This is a genomic window from Streptomyces sp. ADI95-17, assembly GCF_003846175.1.
GTDB classification, from domain to species: Bacteria; Actinomycetota; Actinomycetes; order Streptomycetales; family Streptomycetaceae; genus Streptomyces; species Streptomyces sanglieri.
In genome coordinates this window covers 575,750-594,560 of sequence record NZ_ML123049.1, presented here as the reverse complement: position 1 = coordinate 594,560, position 18,811 = coordinate 575,750, and the positions used below count along the sequence as shown (strand labels likewise).

At 70.8% G+C, this 18,811-nt stretch carries 15 protein-coding genes; 7 read left to right on the top strand and 8 right to left on the bottom strand.

Annotated elements, in window-relative coordinates; genetic code table 11:
• Positions 1-2: 2 nt before the first annotated feature.
• From EES42_RS29390 to EES42_RS29375, 4 genes are all read right to left on the bottom strand, one after another.
• Positions 3-1,454 carry an NCS2 family permease gene (locus tag EES42_RS29390; RefSeq protein WP_124721296.1) on the bottom strand — a complete coding sequence of 484 codons (1,452 nt, stop codon included), beginning with the start codon at positions 1,452-1,454 and terminating at the stop codon, positions 3-5.
• 417 nt (positions 1,455-1,871) lie between these two features.
• Positions 1,872-4,256: a xanthine dehydrogenase subunit D gene (gene pucD / locus EES42_RS29385; protein WP_124721295.1), complete on the bottom strand. Its 2,385-nt coding sequence runs from the start codon at positions 4,254-4,256 to the stop codon at positions 1,872-1,874.
• Between the two features lie 2 nt (positions 4,257-4,258).
• The gene (locus tag EES42_RS29380) at positions 4,259-4,852 is read right to left on the bottom strand and encodes a (2Fe-2S)-binding protein (RefSeq protein ID WP_124721294.1); all 594 of its coding nucleotides are present in this window, start codon (positions 4,850-4,852) and stop codon (positions 4,259-4,261) included.
• Between the two features lie 2 nt (positions 4,853-4,854).
• Positions 4,855-5,745 (bottom strand): FAD binding domain-containing protein, encoded by an 891-nt coding sequence (locus EES42_RS29375; RefSeq protein ID WP_124721293.1) that lies wholly within the window; start codon positions 5,743-5,745, stop codon positions 4,855-4,857.
• A 270-nt stretch (positions 5,746-6,015) separates the two neighbouring features.
• On the opposite strand from EES42_RS29375, the gene EES42_RS29370 reads away from it, so the two are divergent.
• Positions 6,016-7,767, top strand: a complete 1,752-nt coding sequence (locus tag EES42_RS29370) for a PucR family transcriptional regulator (RefSeq protein WP_124721292.1) — start codon at positions 6,016-6,018, stop codon at positions 7,765-7,767.
• A gap of 162 nt (positions 7,768-7,929) precedes the next feature.
• Complete coding sequence (locus EES42_RS29365; RefSeq protein ID WP_124721291.1) at positions 7,930-8,715, top strand: hypothetical protein; 786 nt, start codon at positions 7,930-7,932, stop codon at positions 8,713-8,715.
• A gap of 93 nt (positions 8,716-8,808) precedes the next feature.
• On the opposite strand, the gene EES42_RS29360 is transcribed toward EES42_RS29365, so the two are convergent.
• A complete protein-coding gene (locus tag EES42_RS29360; protein ID WP_124721290.1) occupies positions 8,809-9,555 on the bottom strand; it encodes a GntR family transcriptional regulator in 747 nt (248 codons plus the stop codon).
• A 146-nt stretch (positions 9,556-9,701) separates the two neighbouring features.
• Here EES42_RS29360 and EES42_RS29355 point away from each other — a divergent pair, with 146 nt between their 5' ends.
• Both EES42_RS29355 and EES42_RS29350 read left to right on the top strand, forming a co-directional pair.
• Positions 9,702-10,550: a (2Fe-2S)-binding protein gene (locus tag EES42_RS29355; RefSeq protein WP_124721289.1), complete on the top strand. Its 849-nt coding sequence runs from the start codon at positions 9,702-9,704 to the stop codon at positions 10,548-10,550.
• A 192-nt stretch (positions 10,551-10,742) separates the two neighbouring features.
• Positions 10,743-11,819, top strand: coding sequence for a DUF2637 domain-containing protein (locus EES42_RS29350; RefSeq protein ID WP_124721288.1), 1,077 nt, complete (start codon positions 10,743-10,745; stop codon positions 11,817-11,819).
• 80 nt (positions 11,820-11,899) lie between these two features.
• Here EES42_RS29350 and EES42_RS29345 read toward each other — a convergent pair whose 3' ends face one another.
• Positions 11,900-12,262 (bottom strand): ATP-binding protein, encoded by a 363-nt coding sequence (locus EES42_RS29345; RefSeq protein WP_124721573.1) that lies wholly within the window; start codon positions 12,260-12,262, stop codon positions 11,900-11,902.
• Between the two features lie 393 nt (positions 12,263-12,655).
• Here EES42_RS29345 and EES42_RS29340 point away from each other — a divergent pair, with 393 nt between their 5' ends.
• Positions 12,656-13,054 carry a guanyl-specific ribonuclease gene (locus tag EES42_RS29340; protein WP_124721287.1) on the top strand — a complete coding sequence of 133 codons (399 nt, stop codon included), beginning with the start codon at positions 12,656-12,658 and terminating at the stop codon, positions 13,052-13,054.
• Between the two features lie 95 nt (positions 13,055-13,149).
• The gene (locus tag EES42_RS29335; protein ID WP_124721286.1) at positions 13,150-13,539 is read left to right on the top strand and encodes a barstar family protein; all 390 of its coding nucleotides are present in this window, start codon (positions 13,150-13,152) and stop codon (positions 13,537-13,539) included.
• A 99-nt stretch (positions 13,540-13,638) separates the two neighbouring features.
• On the opposite strand, the gene EES42_RS29330 is transcribed toward EES42_RS29335, so the two are convergent.
• Complete coding sequence (locus EES42_RS29330; RefSeq protein WP_241196646.1) at positions 13,639-16,026, bottom strand: M9 family metallopeptidase; 2,388 nt, start codon at positions 16,024-16,026, stop codon at positions 13,639-13,641.
• A gap of 345 nt (positions 16,027-16,371) precedes the next feature.
• Between EES42_RS29330 and EES42_RS29325 the strand changes: the two genes are divergently transcribed.
• Positions 16,372-17,844: an aminopeptidase P family protein gene (locus EES42_RS29325; protein ID WP_164495361.1), complete on the top strand. Its 1,473-nt coding sequence runs from the start codon at positions 16,372-16,374 to the stop codon at positions 17,842-17,844.
• Between the two features lie 205 nt (positions 17,845-18,049).
• On the opposite strand, the gene EES42_RS29320 is transcribed toward EES42_RS29325, so the two are convergent.
• The gene (locus EES42_RS29320; RefSeq protein WP_124721284.1) at positions 18,050-18,778 is read right to left on the bottom strand and encodes a GntR family transcriptional regulator; all 729 of its coding nucleotides are present in this window, start codon (positions 18,776-18,778) and stop codon (positions 18,050-18,052) included.
• Positions 18,779-18,811 lie beyond the last annotated feature (33 nt).

Genomic DNA, 18,811 nt, shown 5'->3' with positions numbered 1-18,811 from the left:
TACTACTTGGCGCCGATCCAGCTCTCGATCGGGCTGAGCGCGAAGTACACGACGAACACCGCGGTCAGTACCCACATGAAGACGCCCACCTCGCGGAACTTGCCCTGCGCCGCCTTGATCGCGGCGAAGGAGATCACTCCGGCGCCGACACCGGCGGTGATCGAGTAGGTGAACGGCATCAGTGCCACGGTCAGGAAGACCGGCACGGCGACGGCGCGGTCGCTCCAGTCGACGTGACGGGCGTTCTGCATCATCATCGCGCCGATGACGACGAGCGCCGCGGCGGCGATCGGCCCCGGCACGATCTGGGCGAGCGGGGTGAAGAACAGCCCGGCGGCGAAGAGCACGCCGGTGACGACGGAGGACAGTCCGGTGCGGGCGCCTTCGCCGACACCGGTCGCGGACTCGATGAAGACGGTCTGGCCGGACGCCCCGGAGACGCCGCCGATCGCACCGCCCGCACCGTCGATGAACAGGGCCTTGGACAGGCCCGGCATCCGGCCCTTGCTGTCGGCGAGTCCGGCCTCGGTGCCGACCCCGATGATGGTCGCCATCGCGTCGAAGAAGCCGGCCAGCACCAGGGTGAAGACGATCATGCCGACGGTCATCACGCCGATGTCGCCCCAGCCGCCGAACTCGACATGGCCGAAGAGTCCGAAGTCGGGCATCGAGACCGCGCTGCCCTGCAGTTCGGGTGCACTGCCGCCCCACGCCTTGGGGCTGATGTCGGTGACCGCGTTGACGATGACGGCGAGGACCGTGCCGACGACGATGCCGATCAGGATCGCGCCGGGCACATTACGGGCCTGGAGCATGAAGATGAGCAGCAGAGTGACGCAGAAGAGGAGTACCGGCCAGCCGGTGAGCTGCCCACCGGTACCGAGCGTGACGGGGGCGCCCTTGCCGACGAAGCCGGCGTTGACCAGGCCGATCAGCGCGATGAACATGCCGATGCCGATGGTGATGCCGTGCTTCAGGGCCAGCGGTATCGCGTTCATGATGATCTCGCGCAGCCCGGTGACGACCAGCAGCACGATCACGGCGCCGTACATCACGCACATGCCCATGGCCTGCGGCCAGGTCATGTGGGGTGCCACCTGGGTGGCGAGCACGCCGGAGACGGAGAGTCCCGCGGCGAGGGCGAGGGGCACCTTGCCGATGAAGCCCATCAGCAGGGTGGAGACCGCGGCGGCCAGGGCGGTCGCGGTGATCAGTCCGGCGTGGCTGAGCCGGTGGCCCGCCGCGTCCGGCCCGGACAGCAGGAGCGGGTTGAGCAGAAGGATGTAACACATCGCCATGAAGGTGGTGATGCCACCGCGCACTTCGCGTGCGACGGTGGAGCCACGGTCGGAGATGTGGAAGTACCGGTCGAGCCAGGATCTTCCGGCGGGGACGCGCGAGCCTGAGCCCGCGTCTTCCGCACTTGTCCTGGGCTCCACTGACTGCTGGGTCATGATGCCTGACTCCCAAGGTTCACAGGGGCACCCGCGATGAAGAATCGATATGCGGGATTTGGGATGACTGCGCTGGCGGCACGACCCGGGGGACGGCCCGAGACGAACTGTTCATGCAGAGTGGAATGTGACGTGTGACGTGGTACTAGCGGTGTGATGTCGTACTTGACGGTGTGGTGTGACGTGTTACATGTGCCGCGTCACCCGCGCTGCGAGTACTGACGTGTTACATGTGCCGCGCCACCCGCACTGCGGGTACTGACGTGTTACATGTGCCGCGCCACCCGCACTGCGGGTACTGACGTGTCGCGGTACTGCCGTGTTGCCGTACTGCGGATCTCCGGGCGGTGCGGGCGACGGAAGTGTGACGTTCCTGGGAGGCACGCACCGCCCGGAGAGTTCGGTCGGAGCCGCGGCTCAGGTGCCGGTGAGGTGCTCGGGACGTACCGGCGTCCGGTTGAGCTCCAGACCCGTCGCGTTCCGGATCGCCGCGAGGACGGCCGGGGTCGACGACAGGGTGGGTGCCTCGCCGACGCCACGGAGCCCGTACGGGGCGTGCTCGTCGGCGAGTTCGAGCACGTCGACCGGGATGGTCGGCGTGTCGAGGATCGTGGGAAGCAGGTAGTCCGTGAAGGACGGGTTCCTGACCTTCGCGGTCCTGGGATCGACGACGATCTCCTCCATCACCGCGATGCCCATGCCCTGGATGGTGCCGCCCTGGATCTGGCCGACGACGGAGAGCGGGTTGAGCGCCTTGCCGACGTCCTGGGCGCAGGCCAGTTCGATGACCTTGACCAGGCCGAGTTCGGTGTCGACCTCGACGACCGCGCGGTGGGCGGCGAAGGAGTACTGGACATGGCCGTTGCCCTGTCCGGTGCGCAGGTCGAACGCCTCGGTGGGCCGGTGGCGCCACTCCAGCTCGATGTCGACCGCCTCGTCCTCCAGCACGTCGACCAGGTCGGCCAGCACCTCGCCGCCGTCGGTGACGACCTTGCCGCCCTCCAGGAGCAGTTCGGCGGTGGCCCAGGCGGGGTGGTACGTACCGAACTTGCGGCGCCCCATCTCCAGGACCTTCTCGCGGACGGCCTCGCAGGAGTGCTTCACGGCGCCGCCGGTGACATAGGTCTGCCGGGAGGCGGAGGTGGAGCCGGCCGAGCCGACCCGGGTGTCGGCCGGGTGGATGGTGACCTGGGCGACGCCGAGTTCGGTACGGGCGATCTGGGCGTGCACGGTGACACCGCCCTGCCCGACCTCCGCCATGGCGGTGTGCACGGTGGCGACCGGTTCGCCGGCGATGACCTCCATGCGCACCCGGGCGGTGGAGTAGTCGTCGAAGCCCTCGGAGAAGCCGACGTTCTTGAGGCCGACCGCGTAGCCGATGCCGCGCACCACGCCTTCGCCGTGGGTGGTGTTGGAGAGTCCGCCGGGCAGCGCCCGTACGTCGGCCTGCTCACCGGCCACCTCCCACTGCCGCTCGGGCGGCAGCGGCCTGGCCTTGACCCGGCGCAGCAGTTCGGCGACCGGGGCGGGCGAGTCGACGACCTGTCCGGTCGGCAGCAGGGTGCCCTGCTCCATTGCGTTGAGCTGTCTGAACTCGACCGGGTCCATGCCCAGTTCGGCGGCGAGCCTGTCCATCTGCGCCTCGTAGGCGAAGCATGCCTGCACCGCGCCGAAGCCGCGCATCGCGCCGCACGGCGGGTTGTTGGTGTAGAGCGCGACGGCCTCGATGTCGACGTCGTCGATGACGTACGGGCCGACGGAGAGCGAGGAGGCGTTGCCGACGACGGCCGGGGAGGCGGACGCGTAGGCGCCGCCGTCCAGCACGATGCGGCATTTCATATGTGTCAGCTTGCCGTCGCGGGTGGCGCCGTGCTCGTACCAGAGCTTCGCCGGGTGCCGGTGGACGTGGCCGAAGAAGGACTCGAAGCGGTTGTAGACGATCTTTACCGGCTTGCCGGTGCGCAGGGCGAGCAGGCAGGCGTGGATCTGCATCGACAGGTCCTCGCGGCCGCCGAACGCCCCGCCGACGCCGGAGAGGGTCATGCGGACCTTGTCCTCGGGCAGGCCCAGGACCGGGGCGATCTGGCGCAGGTCGGAATGGAGCCACTGGGTGGCGACGTACAGGTCGACGCCGCCGTCCTCGGCGGGCACGGCCAGACCTGACTCGGGGCCGAGGAAGGCCTGGTCCTGCATGCCGAAGACGTACTCGCCGCTCACGACGACATCGGCGCGGGCCGCCGCCGCGTCCGCGTCGCCGCGGACGATGGGCTGGCGGTGGACGATGTTGGGGTGCGGTACGTGCCCCGCGTGGTGGTCGTCGCGGCCCTCGTGGACGAGGATCGCGTCGGGGGCGGTCGCGGAGGCCTCGTCGGTGATGACGGGCAGTTCGCGGTAGTCGATCCTGATCTTCGCGGCGGCGCGGCGGGCCGTCTCCGGGTGGTCGGCGGCGACGAGCGCCACCGGTTCGCCGTGGTGGCGGACCTTGCCGTGGGCGAGGACCGGGGTGTCCTGGATCTCCAGCCCGTAGTTCTTCACCGTGCTCGGCAGGTCGTCGTAGGTGAGTACGGCGTAGACGCCGGACGTGGCGAGCGCCTCCGAGGTGTCGATGGAGACGATCTCGGCGTGCGCGACCGTGGAGCGCAGGGTGTGGCCCCAGAGCATGTCCTCGTGCCACATGTCGGAGGAGTACGCGAACTCGCCGGTGACCTTGAGGATGCCGTCGGGGCGGAGCGTGGACTCGCCGATGCCGCCCTTGGTGCGGGTGCCCTGGTTGATGCTGGTGGGGTTGCCGGTTACGCCCATCGTCAGACCGTTTCTTCCGCGCGGGCGGCCGCGAGGCGGACCGCGTCGAGGATCTTCTCGTAGCCGGTGCAGCGGCAGAGGTTGCCGGAGAGCGCCTCGCGGATGTCCGCGTCGGACGGCTCCGGGTTGCGCTCCAGCAGCTCGTCGGCGGCGACCAGCAGGCCGGGGGTGCAGAAGCCGCACTGGACGGCCCCGGCGTCGATGAACGCCTGCTGGATCGGGGAGAGCTCACCGGTGTCCCGGCGCTCCTCCCCGGCCGGCCCGGCCTCCCACCGCCGGGCCCGGTCGAGCGCCGTGCCGCACGCGCCGGAGGCGCAGCCGCTGCCGGGGTGCTGCTCGGAGCGGTGGGCGGCGAAGTCCGCGAGGCCCTCCACCGTGACGACCTCGCGGCCCTCCACCTGGCCGGCCGCGACCAGACAGGAGCAGACCGGGACGCCGTCGAGGCGGACCGTGCAGGAGCCGCACTCGCCCTGCTCGCAGGCGTTCTTCGAGCCGGGCAGGCCCATCCGCTCGCGCAGCACGTAGAGGAGGGACTCGCCCTCCCAGACGTCGTCCGCCTCGTGCCTGCGGCCGTTGACCGTGAAATTGACGCGCATGATCAGGCAGCTCCTTCGGTGCTGCGGCCGTTGCCGCGGTACGACTCCCAGGTCCAGCCGAGGGTGCGGCGGGCCATGATCCCGACCGCGTGCCTGCGATAGCTCGCGGTGCCGCGCACGTCGTCGATGGGGTTGCAGGCGCCCGCGGCGAGCGCGGCGAACTGCTTGGCGACGGACGGCGTGATGATCGCGCGGCTGTCCCAGAACCCGCCCTCCTCCAGCGCGGCGCTCAGGAATTCCTCGGCCTCCCTCGCCCGTACGGGCGTGGGGGCGGCCGATCCGATTCCGGTGCGCACCGTGCGGGTCCCGGGGTGCAGGGCCAGGCCGAAGGCGCAGACGGCGATGACCATCGCGTTGCGGGTGCCGACCTTGGAGAACTGCTGCGGCCCGTCGGCCTTCTTGATGTGCACGGCCCGGATCAGCTCGTCCGGTGCGAGGGCGTTGCGCTTGACGCCGGTGTAGAAGGCGTCGATCGGGATCATCCTGGTCCCGCGCACGGACTCGGCCTCGACCTCGGCGCCCGCGGCGAGCAGTGCCGGGTGGGCGTCCCCGGCGGGCGAGGCGGTGCCCAGGTTGCCGCCGACGCCGCCGCGGTTGCGGATCTGCGGCGAGGCGACGGTGTGCGAGGCGAGCGCCAGTCCGGGCAGCTCGGTGCGCAGGTGCTCCATGATGCGGCTGTACGGGACGGAGGCGCCGAGCCGTACGTTCTCCTGGCCCACCTCCCACTCGGACAGCTCTCCGATGCGGTTCAGGTCCAGGAGGTACTCGGGCCGCCGGTGGTCGAAGTTGATCTCGACCATCACATCGGTGCCACCCGCGATGGGCACAGCCGTCGGGTGCTCGGCCTTGGCGGCGAGCGCCTCCTCCCAGCTGGCGGGGCGAAGGAAGTCCATGAGTGGCTCTCTTCTTCTCAATCGGGTCGTTCGCTGGGGGCTGGGGACGGCCGGCCCTCGACTGGTCTTTCGGATCGTTCATGTTGTTGTTGACGCGGTGTGGGGCCAAGTACACAAGCCGTGCTCCACCCGGTGCAGTCACCGAAACCATGAAGGAGTTGGCTGGTCGATCTCCTCGTCTTGTAGATTCGAACGAATGGCGGGGATCGGTGACCTCACCGCAATACCCAGTTTTCACCCGCACCAACGAAATAGATCGGCGGCGACGAGATGCGGCTGCGCGCACTGCTGGAGACCGACGCGCTGGGCCTGCGGCTGCTCGGCGGCGAGGACGAGCTGGACCGTTCGGTCCGCGGCGTGATGACCACCGACCTGCGGGATCCCAGCCGCTATCTGTCGGGCGGCGAGCTGGTCCTCACGGGTCTGGCCTGGCGCCGGGACGCGGCGGACTCGGAGCCGTTCGTACGGATCCTGGCGGGTGCCGGGGTCGCCGGGCTCGCGGCGGGCGAGGCGGAGCTCGGCGACATCCCCGCCGATCTGGTGGAGGCCTGTGCGCGGCACCGGCTGCCGCTCTTCGCCGTCCATGAGACCGTCGCGTTCGCAACGATCACCGAGCATGTGGTGCGCCAGGTGTCCGGGGAGCGTGCGGGCGATCTGGCGGCGGTCGTGGACCGGCACCGCAGGCTGATGACCTCTGGCCCGGCGGGCGGCGGGCCAGAGGTGGTGCTCGATCTGCTCGGGACCGACCTCGACCTGCACGCCTGGGTGCTCTCCCCCACCGGCCGGCAGATCGCGGGCGCCGGTGAAACGTCACTGCCCGGCCCGGTGGGCGCCGCGCTCGCCGGCCACCATCTGGCCGCCGTCCGCACCGGCCGCCGCGCCCCGCACCGGGCCACGGTCGACGGCACCGCGTATTCGCTCTTCCCGATCCGGAACACCGTCCGCGGCGCCCTTCCGGCCTCCCGCGACGTCCGTGAGTCGGTGCTCTCGGACTGGCTGCTGGCGGTCGAGGCCGACGCGAGCGACTGGCCGCCGGCCCGGCTGGACCTGCTCCAGGGTGTCACCCAGCTGATCGCCGTCGAGCGGGACCGCCGCGACGCGGCGCGTACGGTGCGCCGCAGGCTCGCCCAGGAGGTCCTGGAGCTGGTCCAGACGGGCGCCCCGCCGGCCGAGATCGCCGCCAGGCTGCGCGTAGCGGCCCCGGTGCTGCTGCCGGGGCTCGGGAGCGCGCCGCACTGGCAGGTCGTGGTGGCGCGGGTCGAGTGGAGCGACGCGGAGGGCCGGTCCGCCGGCGGCGCCCAGGCGGGCTCCGGGGCCTCCGGCTCCGAGATCGCGGGCGGCCCGGTCGCCCAGGCGCTCCTGGAGGAGATCCTGGTCGACCCAGCGGTGACCGGCCCCGACTCGGCGGACCGGATCGCGGTCGCCCATACGGGCGAGGAGGCCGTCGCCCTCGTACCGCTGCCCGCCGTCGGCGCCCCCGCACCGGACCGGGAAGGCGGGCGCGCCGAGGGGCCGGACCGGGACCCGGCGCTCCATGCCGATGTGCTGCTGGCCGCCGTCCGCGAACCGCTCTCCGCGGGCCTCGCCGACGACGGGCGGCTGACCCTGGGGGTCAGCGCGGCCGTCCATTCGCCCGAGGGGCTGCGCGGCGCCCTGGAGGAGGCCCGGCACGCCCGCCGGGTGGCGGCGGCCCGCCCCGGCCGGGTCTGCGCGGCCGGCCACCACGAGCTGGCCTCGCACGTGCTGCTGCTGCCGTTCGTGCCGGACGACGTGCGCCGAGCGTTCACCGCACGCCTGCTCGATCCGCTGCGCGAGTACGACCGGCGCCACCGCGCGGAGCTGATCCCCACGCTGGAGACGTTCCTGGACTGCGACGGTTCGTGGACCCGCTGCGCCGCCCGGCTCCACCTGCACGTCAACACGCTGCGCTACCGGGTAGGACGAATCGAGCAGTTGACGGGACGCGATCTTTCGCGGCTGGAGGACAAGCTCGATTTCTTCCTCGCCCTGCGTATGAGCTGATCTCCCGGCCCTGTCACGGCTGTTGGCCGCTCCGTTCGTTTGTGAAATCTTTCACCTGAGATTGAACGAACCCTTGGCCCGGCATGCGGATCCGTGCTGAGATGCCGCCAGACTCAACAGCTCGATGGCGCGCTCGGGGAGGGCAATGTGGCGCATACCGCCATGTCTGGTTCCGGAACGACAGCAGATGACGATCCGCCGCTCCAGACAGCGGTATGGCGGCTGCGGTCACGCGCCTGCTGGACGGACGCCGCCGCGCTGCTCGAACCCGGCGCCGCCACCGATCCGGCCGCCGCGCTCCAGCGGACCGCCCTGCTGACCGAACGGTGCCTGTACACCGGAAAGGGCTGGACCGACGCCGAGGACGCCCTGCGCACCGCGGAGGCGCTGGCCCACGACGACGCCGAACGCGGCGCGGCCGCCTGTGAACGCGGCCATCTGGCCTACGCGTCGACACTCCTCGGGGTACGGGACCGGGCCGACGAGGCCAGCGTCGCCCTGAGCCGGGCCGCGGCGCTGCTCGCCCCGTCCGCACCGGGCCGCCCGCTGCTGGACTTCCGGCGGGGGCTGATCGCGCAGAACATCGCCGATTCGCCGCAGGCGGCGCGCGCCGCGTACCGCAGGGCCCATGCCGGGGCCACCGCCCAGGGCGACGCGCTGTTGCTCTCCTCCACCTGGCGCCATCTCGCCCTGCTGTCCCTGCGCGAGGGCGAACTGGCGGAGGCCCGGCACGGCTTCGCGGAGTCCCTGCGGATAAGGGAGGAGCTGGGCTATCTGATCGGTACGGCCCCGGCCCTCATCGCCCTCGCGGACTCCGAGCCGGAGCCGGAGCTGGCGACCCGGCTGCGCGCCGAGGCGGGCCGGCTGTTCCGGCTGCTCGGCGGCGTACCGACGTGGCTGGCCCCGCATCTGGACCCGCCGCCCGAGGAGGCCGTCGAGGCGAACTGAGACCGGGGCCGGCCGAGCCGGTCATCGGCCGGCCGGCCCCGGACCACGGTCGGCCCTCGGCCCCGGACCACGGTCGGCACCGCCCCCGGACGGTCAGAGTTCGGCGCCGGCGAAGTGCTCCCGCACGAGCGACTGGACGACGGGCAGGTCCTGCGCGATCAGCGCGTCGAGCAGCGCGGTGTGTTCGGCTGCGTCGGCGAGGAGGTCGGCGCGGCGGGTGGCGGGGTTGTTCTCCAGTGGCCACTGGGAGCGGCGGTGCAGCTCGTCGGCGACCGTCACCAGCTGCTCGTTGCCGCAGAGCGCGAGGACCGCGCCGTGGAAGGCCCGGTCGGACTCGGCATAGCTCGCCCGGTCGCCGACGGCCGCGGCGGCCACCGTGGCATCGGCCAGCGGGCGCAGGGAGCACCAGGTGCCGGGCGCGACGGTACGGGCCAGCCGCAGCATCACGGGGACCTCGATCAGGGCCCGCACCTCGGCCAGCTCGGCGAGCTCGCGCGGGCCGCGCTCGGAGACCCGGAACCCCCGGTTCGGCACGACCTCGACGGCACCCTCGACCGCAAGCTGCTGCATCGCCTCGCGGACCGGGGTGGCGGAGACCCCGAACCGGGCGCCGAGGGCCGGGGCGGAGTAGACCTCGCCCGGCACCAGCCGGCCGTCGACCAGGGCGGCGCGCAGCGCCTCCAGGATCTGGCCGCGCACGGAGTGCCGCTGCACCGGCCGCGGGGCGGGCGGCTCGCTGTGGGTGTGCTCGCCGCGTGCCTGCTCGGGCACCCGGACGGCCGCCGGGGCGGTCGCGGGCGCGGCGGTCCCGTACGCCTCACGCGCTCTGCCCTGCTCCACTCGGACCTCCTCGGCCTGCCGTGGGCGCGGCTCGCGTGCGCCATGCCCCTTGTGCACGATAGGCGCAGGACGCCGCAGTTCAAACATCGATCCGTTCGGGTAAGGTAAGGCTAACCTGCAAACGGTCGCGATTCGGTGGTCCCTGCATGACACTCCCCGCCCTGCTCCCCGGCACCACGGCGTCCGCCGTGACGGACGCGTACGCGCGCCTCGCGGAGGTCTTTCCGGGCCTGCGTGCCCAGGTGCTGACGGATGGCGAGACCGCCCCCGGCGGTGCCGGCTGGGTGGGCGCGGCCGAACTCGCGGCCGGGGGCCCGGCGCTCGACGCCTTCCTCGACTGGGACCACGCCCAGGTGGTCCGGGACTACGGGCAGCAGCCCCGCCCCGACGTGGTCGCCAGCTTCGGCCTGCACCGCTACGCCTGGCCCGCCTGTCTGCTGGTGACGGTGCCCTGGTTCCTGCACCGGCGGGTGCCCCGGGTCCCCGTCGCGGATGTGTCGTTCCAGCGGGCGCTGGGCCATCTGACCCTCCGGGTGAAGGAATTCGCCTGTCTGCCGGACGATCCGGCCGCGGTGCTGCCGGGCGCCCGGGTGGTGCCCGACGAGGCCGCGCTGCGGGCCGAGGTGCTGGCGGCGGTGGCCGACCACATCGGCCCGGTGCTCGACGGCTTCGGACCGCGGATGCGGCGCGGCCGGCGCGCGCTGTGGGGCATGGCGACGGACGAGATCGTCGAGGGCCTCTGGTACGTCGCCCATCTGCTCGGCGAGGAGCGGCGGGCGATGGCGGAGCTGGAGGCGCTGCTGCCGGGTACCACGAAGCCGTACGTCGGCACCGCGGGCTTCCGTGAACTGACCGGACCGAACGGCGAGTCGCTGCCCACCCGCGACCGGGCGAGCTGCTGCCTCTTCTACACGCTGCGCCCCGAGGACACCTGCGTCACGTGTCCGCGTACCTGCGACGCCGACCGGGTGCGGAAGCTGACGCCCGCTCATTGATCAACACCACCCGCGCGAGTAGTACAATTCGAACGCAACTCGTCGGACGCGTACGGCCATTCGACCGGATCCCCGTCATCCGTACGCCGTGCCGACCCAATGGCGTTCTCTTGCCCCGAAACCCCCGTGTGCACGATGGGGTTTCGGCAATCATGGCGCCCGAAATGCCCTACGCAATGCAAGGGACCGCGCATGAGACTGACCGACATATCGCTGAATTGGCTGCTTCCGGGCGCCGTGCTGCTCGTGGGAGTCCTGGCGGCGGTGGCGGTGGTCGCACGCGGCAAGCGTGCCGCTGACACATCCGCGGCCGACGACAGCTGGGAACGCAGCGAGGAGCGCCGCAGACGCAAGGAGGCCATGTACGCCACCGCCTCGTACGTCCTGCTGTTCTGCTGCGCGGCGGTCGCCGCCGCGCTCTCCTTCCACGGGCTCGTCGGCTTCGGCGAGCAGAACCTCGGCCTCTCCGGGGGCTGGGAGTACCTCGTCCCGTTCGGCCTCGACGGGGCGGCCATGTTCTGTTCCGTACTGGCGGTGCGCGAGGCCAGCCACGGTGACGCGGCGCTCGGCTCGCGCCTGCTCGTGTGGACGTTCGCCGGTGCCGCCGCCTGGTTCAACTGGGTGCACGCACCGCGCGGGATCGACCACGCGGGCGCCCCGCACTTCTTCGCGGGGATGTCGCTCTCGGCGGCCGTGCTCTTCGACCGGGCGCTGAAGCAGACCCGCCGTGCCGCGCTGCGCGAGCAGGGCCTGGTGCCCCGCCCGCTGCCGCAGATCCGGATCGTACGGTGGCTGCGTGCCCCCCGGGAGACCTTCGGCGCCTGGTCGCTGATGCTGCTGGAGGGCGTACGCACCCTGGACGAGGCGGTTGACGAAGTACGTGAGGACAGGCGGGAGAAGGAGCAGAACCGCCTCCGCAGGAAGGACCAGGAGAAGCTGGACCGGGCCCACATCAAGGCGTTGAACCGGCAGAACCGGGCCTGGCGCCGGGTCGGCCGGGGCGGCACCCAGGTGGATGTCCAGGCCCTCGCCGCCACGCCGGGCTCCGCGCAGTCCGTCGTGGAGCCCGCCATATCCGAGCCGGGACAACTGCCTCTGCGCCCCCGGCCATCCCTGCAAGCCGTGACGGGTCCGAGCACCGGCAGCTCGGACCGGAGCCCCAATGATCCGGTCACCGTCGACCTCACCGCCGAGGACGACACCCAGGCGCTGCCCCGGCTCGATTCGCTGGAGCGGAAGCTGAAAGATCTGGAGCAGCAGTTCGGCTGAAGCCGGCAAGGCCCTGACGGCCCGGTCCCTTCCGGTCCGTCAGGGCTTTTCGCTGTCCCGGTACCGGCTTCGACACCTGGTCAGGATCTTTCGCCGTCCAGTTCGAACCAGACGACCTTGCCCAGCGCGTGAGCGCCGACGCCCCAGGCGTCCGCGAGGCTCCGCACCAGGAGCAGCCCCCGGCCGTGCGTACCGTCGTCGGCGGCCGGTACGTACGACAGGGGCAGTCCGGACACGAAGTCCCGCACTTCCACCCGTAACCTGGCGGGCGCCATGCTCACCGTGACGACCGCGCCGTGCGGGGTGTGGATCAGCGCGTTGGTCACCAGCTCGCTGAGCAGGAGCTCCGCCACCCGGGCCGGCTCCTCCTTCCACCGGTAGCGCAGGAACTCCCGTAACGCACCTCTGACTTCGCCCACGGACGCCAGGTCGGTGTGGGCCAGTCTGCGGTGCAGCCGGACCGGCCGCCGGTCCCGCGGTCCCGGTTCGTGTGCCCCCGGCTCGTGCGAGGCCTCGCCCTTCATGGAATCGGCATCTCCCTGACGCTCCATCGTCTCCCCCGCCCGCACAGTGCATCGCCCCCTGCCCGTGATCCCGGCTGCCCCGGGTGTCTGCTGCTCGTCGGACTCCTTCGCGGAACACGTTCACCGGGATGCATGCCCCACAGACGGGCCGCCACGCTTGTCGACTCATCAATAAGTGAACAGAGGCGCGGAACCGGCCCGCGGCCCCCCGGACATCGGCACGTCACATTTCCTACCCCCGGGTTAACTTCCAAAAAATTCACATCGGTTGGCGTTGACGGGACCGTGTCTACGCGCGTCATCATGGTGGCTATGCGAATCCCCCCACGGATCACCACGCTCGGTGGCGCAGCCGCCCTCCTGTCCGCCCTCCTCGTCGGCGGCCCGGTCACCGCGGCCACCGCCTCGACCCCGTCCACCGATTCGGTCGGCAGCATCTGCTACTCGGCGCTGCCCTCCCAGGCCCACGACACCCTCGATCTGATCGATGCGGGCGGCCCGTTCCCGTACTCCCAGGACGGCACCGTCTTCCAGAACCGGGAAGGCGTCCTGCCCGGCCAGAGCACCGGCTACTACCACGAGTACACGGTCATCACTCCCAACTCCCCGACCCGTGGCGCACGTCGGATCGTGACCGGCGAGCGGTCGCAGGAGGACTACTACACCAGTGACCACTACGCCACCTTCGACCTGATCGACCAGGGCTGCTGAAGCCCGGCCCCTCCGGACCGATCCGCGCCGTAGCCCCCCACCTGCGGCGCGGATCAACGGACCCGGAGAAGCAGACGGACTTGTACCCTCCACCCATGACCGTGACCTATGTGATCGAAGGCTCCCGGGTCACCGGCCTGGAGCAGTTCTGGACAGTGATCGGCGAGTCGGTGAACGGCCCGGGCGGGTATTTCGGCCGCAACCTCGACGCGCTCGCGGACTGTCTCGGCGGCGGCATGGGCACGCCCGACGACGGCGATTTCGCCTTCGAGTGGCGGGACCACGCCTCCTCCGCGCGGGCCCTGGGCCATGAGGAGACGGCGCGATATCTGCGGCAGAGCCTGAGCCGGGCACATCCCACGAACCGGGCGTCGGTCCAGCAGCGGCTGGACGAGGCCCTGGCGGGCCGGGGACCGACCCTCTTCGATCTGATCGTGGCGGTCCTGTCGGACGGTGCGACCCCGGGCACGCTGCTGCTTTCGTGAGCCCCGGGCCGTGACCGGCGGACGCCGGCCGGGACGACGGCACCGGCCGGCCGAGCGGGATCATCACTCGGCCGGCCGACACCATGGGGGTCGTAGGGATCAGAACTCGGTGGTGACCTTGGCGCCGTCGAACTTCTCGTTGCCGTAGAGGCTGATGAAGTGGTAGCCCGGCGCCGGGTTGTTGACGGTCAGGGTGTGCTCGTTGCCGGCACCGACGGACTTGTCGGTGTAGACGCTGGTGGTCGCCCAGTTCTCCGAGCTGTAGTAGAGGTCGGCGTCGCCCGTGCCGCCGGAGGCGGTGATCTTCAACTGGGTGACGCCGTCCGGGACGACGACGGTCAGGTAGGCGTAGTCGCCCTTGACTGCCTTCAGATCGCTGCGCATGCAGTTCCGGCCCAGCAGCCTGGTGTCGGCATCCTTGCACTCGGTGATCTCACCGGGCGGGTTGGTGGACCCGCCGCCGCAGGCACCGGCCGCACAGGCGGTCAGCCAGGTGTTCCAGTCGGCGTCGTAACGGCTCCCGATGGTCGACGTGAGCAGCGTGCGGGCGCCGTCCCAGTCACCCTTGCGGTAGAGACCGAGCAGGGTGTCGAGGTCCGAGCGGTGGGATTCGAGCATGTAACGGACGGCCAGGTAGCCCCAGTTGTACACGCGGGTCTGGTCGGCGTTGTCGTAGGTGGTGTCGAACAGGGTGCGCAGTGTGTAGGTGTGGTTCGCGGCCTGGGCGATGGCGTCGTCGTAGGCGACCTTGCGGTACGAGTAGGAGACGAACTCCGCGAAGCCCTCGACCCACCAGACGGTCGGCGTGGTCATTCCGGCCTCGAAGTCGCCGTACATGTTGAAGCGGCCGTCGAGGTAGTGCGTGTACTCGTGGTTGAGGTTCCAGATCTGGAAGTCGGGACGGGCCCACTCGGCCTCGTAGGCGATGAACCGGGGCTGGTTGCCCTCGGCCTTGGGGTCGCCCTCCAGGTACATGCCGCCGTTGTTGGTGTCGATGCCGAAGATCACTCCGGCGTAGGTCTGGTAGTCGGTGCTGGAGTCGAAGGCCACGACCTCGATGGTCTTGTTGTTGTCGTCGGCGACCGCGCCGTTGTCCCGGGCCACCTCGTGGAAGTAGGCGTCCTGGGCGCGCAGGCTGGAGCAGCTGGCTTCGAGCTCCGCCTCGGTCATGTCCTGCGCCCGGATGGTGATGCTGTCGCTACAGGTGTACTTCACCGGCAGGACGGTCTTCTCCAGACGTGCCGCGAGGTCACAGGCGCCGTAGTCCGCGCAGTTCTCCTTGTCGTAGGCGTCGACCATCATGGCCACGCTGACCCAGAGCGGGGCGGTGGGGCCGTCGATGGAGCTCTTGCCCATCAGGTCGATCGCGAGCGGGCTCGCCTTGGCGCGCAGCGAGTCCTCCTTGAGGAAGCGGCCGAGCTCAAGTCCCGCGTTGGAGACCAGGAACGACTGCTTGGTCCCCAGCAGGTCGAGGTGGTTCGCGGCGAAGTCGCGCAGGGAGGTCAGCACGCTGGGATCGGCCTCGATGGCGCTGATGAACTCGGGCACCTGGTGACCGCGGAACATGATCGTGTACACGCTGTTCACGGCGTTGACCATGTACCAGGAGCTGTTGTACGACTCGTCGTAGTCGGCCAGCATCCGCTTGACGATGTTCAGGTAGCGGGCGTTCTCCGCGGCGCTGTCGACCAGGATGATCGCCTCGGACAGGCTCTCGCCGTTGGCGTCGGTGACGTCGAAGGCGTGCGAGGAGCCGAAGAAGCCGTCGAGCGCTCCCTGGATGGCCGTGCGCAGGCGCGGCCCGTACTCTCCGACGGTGTCGGGGTCGTAGTACTGCACGTAGTAGCCGGCGCGGAGGAAGAGGACCAGCTGGGGCATGCCGGTGCTGCCGTCGCCGGGGTATGAGGCCGACGCGTCGCGCATCGCATCGGCGATGGTGACCATCTGGTCCTCGCGGAAGGCGTTGTAGCCGTCCTGGCCCTGGATACGGAACAGCGTGTTGACGCAGTCGGTGGTCGCCGCCTTGACCTTCTCGACCAGGGCGCTTCCGGTGTTGTTGGTGAAGTCGGTGACGTTGCACTCGGCCGCGGCCTCGCCGGACTTCTTGGCGCGGGCCCGCTTCTCGGCCTTCATCGAGGGCGCCAGGTGGCTCGGAAGCGCGTCGGCCTGGTCGTCGTAGTCCCGCTTGAGTGCGTCCTTGGACGCGGACAACGGCGGCCGGTCGGCGGCCTTGAGCGACTTGCGTTCGACGTGAGCGGCATCGCCGGCGGGTGCCGTCAGCGCCTCGGCGGTGGGGCCGCCGGGGACCTCGGTCCGCTGTTCCGCCCGGCCCCGGGCGGCCTCCGAGTGGTCGGGGGCCGTGGCCGATACGGCGGGGTGCCGCTCCACGGCCTGGCTCGGTGCCGTGAGCAGGCCCACGCCCAGGCATGCTGCCAGGGCCACGGTGGACAGTCCGGTTATTCTCCGTCGAACCCTCAGGTTCTTCACGTGCCGCCTCCCAGCGGAGTGGTGACCGCGCGACAGCGCGCGGTTGTGGGGGAATGCAAGGGGTCGGTGCGGGACCGAATCCGAAGTGCACTCATGTCGTGACATGAGCACGACCCCTTCTCCCTTGCGCGCTGTACAATGGCACATGTCACATGTTCTTTGGAACCCCTCTCGCGCACATTCATCCGCGCGACAACTTCTCGTCACTGCACGGGATATGACACGCGGCCCCCGAACGCACCGGCCGCCACCGCCGGTTTCCCCGCCACCGCACCACCGTGTCCTGGGAGAACCGCGAATTCCGGCCCCGACCCCGGTCCCACCGAGCCCCGAGGAGCACTGCCCGTGTCCCGTTCCTTCTCCGCGCCCCGCACCGGCAGCCACGATCTGCCGGTGTCACCCGCCCTGGACGCCTTCATGGGCACCGGGTGGGCCAAGTCCCCGCTGCCGGAGGACCTTCGCGTCCCCTCCATCGGCACCACCCCCGCGCGCCGCGCCCGGCTGGCCGCCCGCTTCCCCGGCGAGCGCCTGATCATCCCGGCCGGTGCGCTCGCGGTCCGCTCCAACGACACCGACCACCGCTTCCGGCCGCACACCGGATACGCCTGGCTCACCGGCCTCACCGGCGAGGACCAGACCGGTCACGTCCTCGTCCTGGAACCGGACGGCGACGAGCGGCACGAGGCGGTGCTGTATCTGCGGCCCCGGTCACCGCGCACCGGCCAGGAGTTCTACCGCGACCGCAGATACGGCGAGTTCTGGGTCGGGCGCAGGCCCGACCTGGCGGAGGCGGCCCGGCTGACCGGCATCCGCTGCGCGCATCTGGATGCCTGGGAGAAGCTGCTCACCGGGCCGCAGCCGCCGGTACGGGTGCTGTCCGGAGTGGATCCGTCCGTCGACGAACTCCTGCGTTCCTGCCGCGCGTTCCCGCTCGGGCGCTCGGCACCGGCCGGGCTCGAAGCGGTGCTCAGCGAGCTCCGGCTCGTCAAGGACCCCTGGGAGGCCGGGCAGCTGCAGCAGGCCGTCGATGCGACGGCGGTCGGCTTCGAGGACGTGGTACGAAGCCTGCCGCAGGCACTGCGCCACCCGCGCGGCGAGCGCTGGATCGAGGGCGTCTTCGATCTCCGGGCCCGGTCGGAGGGGAACGGCCCCGGCTACTCCACGATCGCCGCCGCCGGAGCGCACGCCTGTGTCCTGCACTGGACCCGCAATGACGGCCCGCTGGAGCACGGGCAGTTGCTGCTCCTGGACGCCGGGGTGGAGACCGACTCGCTCTACACCGCCGACATCACCCGCACCCTGCCGCTGTCCGGCCGCTTCTCCCCGGTGCAGCGAACGGTCTACGAGCTGGTGCTGGCAGCGCAGGACGCCGGCATCGCGGCCCTGCGTCCCGGGGCTCGGTTCCGTGACTTCCATCTGGCCGCCATGCGCGTCATCGCCGAGGGGCTGCACGAGTGGGGCGTGCTGCGGATGTCGGTGGACGAGGCACTCGACCCGGACAACGGCTTCTACCGCCGGTACACGCTCTGCAGCAGCGGTCACATGCTCGGCATGGATGTGCACGACTGTGCGCAGGCGCGCGCCGAGGCCTATCTCGACGGACGTCTGGAGCCCGGTCAGGCACTGACGGTGGAACCCGGGCTCTACCTCCAGCCCGACGACGAGACGCTGCCCCGGTCGCTGCGCGGGATCGGGGTGCGGATCGAGGACGACCTGGTGATCACGGCCGACGGTGCCCGGCTCATGTCGTCGGCGCTGCCGCGCACCGCCGACGGCATCGAGGAATGGATGGCCTCGCTGCTGGAGTCCCGGGGCTGAGACAGGACCCCGCGAACCGTTTCAACGGCCGCCCGCCGGGAGGCCGTTGAACGGCTGGGCGGACTCGCCGGCAGGAGCCTGCAACGCTCCGTGTCCCCAGGGCTCAGGCGCTCAAGCGCTCCGGGCTCCCGGGCTCCCGGGCTCCCGGGCTTGGAGGCTCCAGGGGCTCCGGGGGGCTCCGCGGCCTCCGGACGGAATCGGCGGATCAGGCCTCTGCGGCCGGCAGCGACACCCTTCTGATCCGATTGCCTCCCGTCGCGATCTCGTCGGCCTCCTCCTCGGCCCAGAGATTCCTGACATGTGACATATGGGAGAGCATGCACCTCTCGGCGCGCTCCGCGTCGCCCGCGATCAGAACGTCGAGCAGCTGGGCGTGCTCCTCGGCCGACGTGACCAGCAGACCGGACTCGTCGAGCCGGTTGAGTCCGAAGAGGCGCGATCGCTTGCGCAGATTGCCGACCTCCTCCACCAGGCGGCGGTTTCCCGCCAGACCGAGCAGTTCGAGGTGGAAGCGGCGGTCGGCCTCCAGGTAGCCGATGATGTCGTGCTCGGCTGCGGCCGCGACGATCGCCTGGGCCAGCGGCCGCAACGCCTCCAGCTCCCTGGTCCGGCCCATCCGGGCGATGCGGCCTATGGTGGGGACCTCGATCATGACCCGCAGCTCGGTGAAGTCGTCGAGGTCCTGTTCGGTCAACTCCGTTATCCGGAAGCCCTTGTTGCGCACCGCTTCCACCAGGCCCTCGCGTGCCAGGTCGAGCATGGCCTCGCGCACCGGGGTCGCGGACACTCCGAAGTCGGCGGCGAGTGCGGGTGCGGAGTAGATCATTCCCGGCCGGAGGTCGCCCGCGATCAGGGCCGCCCTGAGGGCATTTGCCACCTGGTCACGCAAGTGCTCCTGCGCGGAGATGGCGTTGAGCGTCGTCAGGCGGGCCATATCTGTTCCTCCAGCGCCGTGCGGGGCCTCAGA

Coding starts and splice junctions, on each gene's coding strand:
- EES42_RS29390 (WP_124721296.1), bottom strand. CDS start 1,454: ATGACCCAGCAGTCAGTGGAGCCCAGGACAAGTGCGGAAGACGCGGGC.
- pucD (WP_124721295.1), bottom strand. CDS start 4,256: ATGGGCGTAACCGGCAACCCCACCAGCATCAACCAGGGCACCCGCACC.
- EES42_RS29380 (WP_124721294.1), bottom strand. CDS start 4,852: ATGCGCGTCAATTTCACGGTCAACGGCCGCAGGCACGAGGCGGACGAC.
- EES42_RS29375 (WP_124721293.1), bottom strand. CDS start 5,745: ATGGACTTCCTTCGCCCCGCCAGCTGGGAGGAGGCGCTCGCCGCCAAG.
- EES42_RS29370 (WP_124721292.1), top strand. CDS start 6,016: ATGCGGCTGCGCGCACTGCTGGAGACCGACGCGCTGGGCCTGCGGCTG.
- EES42_RS29365 (WP_124721291.1), top strand. CDS start 7,930: ATGTCTGGTTCCGGAACGACAGCAGATGACGATCCGCCGCTCCAGACA.
- EES42_RS29355 (WP_124721289.1), top strand. CDS start 9,702: ATGACACTCCCCGCCCTGCTCCCCGGCACCACGGCGTCCGCCGTGACG.
- EES42_RS29350 (WP_124721288.1), top strand. CDS start 10,743: ATGAGACTGACCGACATATCGCTGAATTGGCTGCTTCCGGGCGCCGTG.
- EES42_RS29340 (WP_124721287.1), top strand. CDS start 12,656: ATGCGAATCCCCCCACGGATCACCACGCTCGGTGGCGCAGCCGCCCTC.
- EES42_RS29335 (WP_124721286.1), top strand. CDS start 13,150: ATGACCGTGACCTATGTGATCGAAGGCTCCCGGGTCACCGGCCTGGAG.
- EES42_RS29320 (WP_124721284.1), bottom strand. CDS start 18,778: ATGGCCCGCCTGACGACGCTCAACGCCATCTCCGCGCAGGAGCACTTG.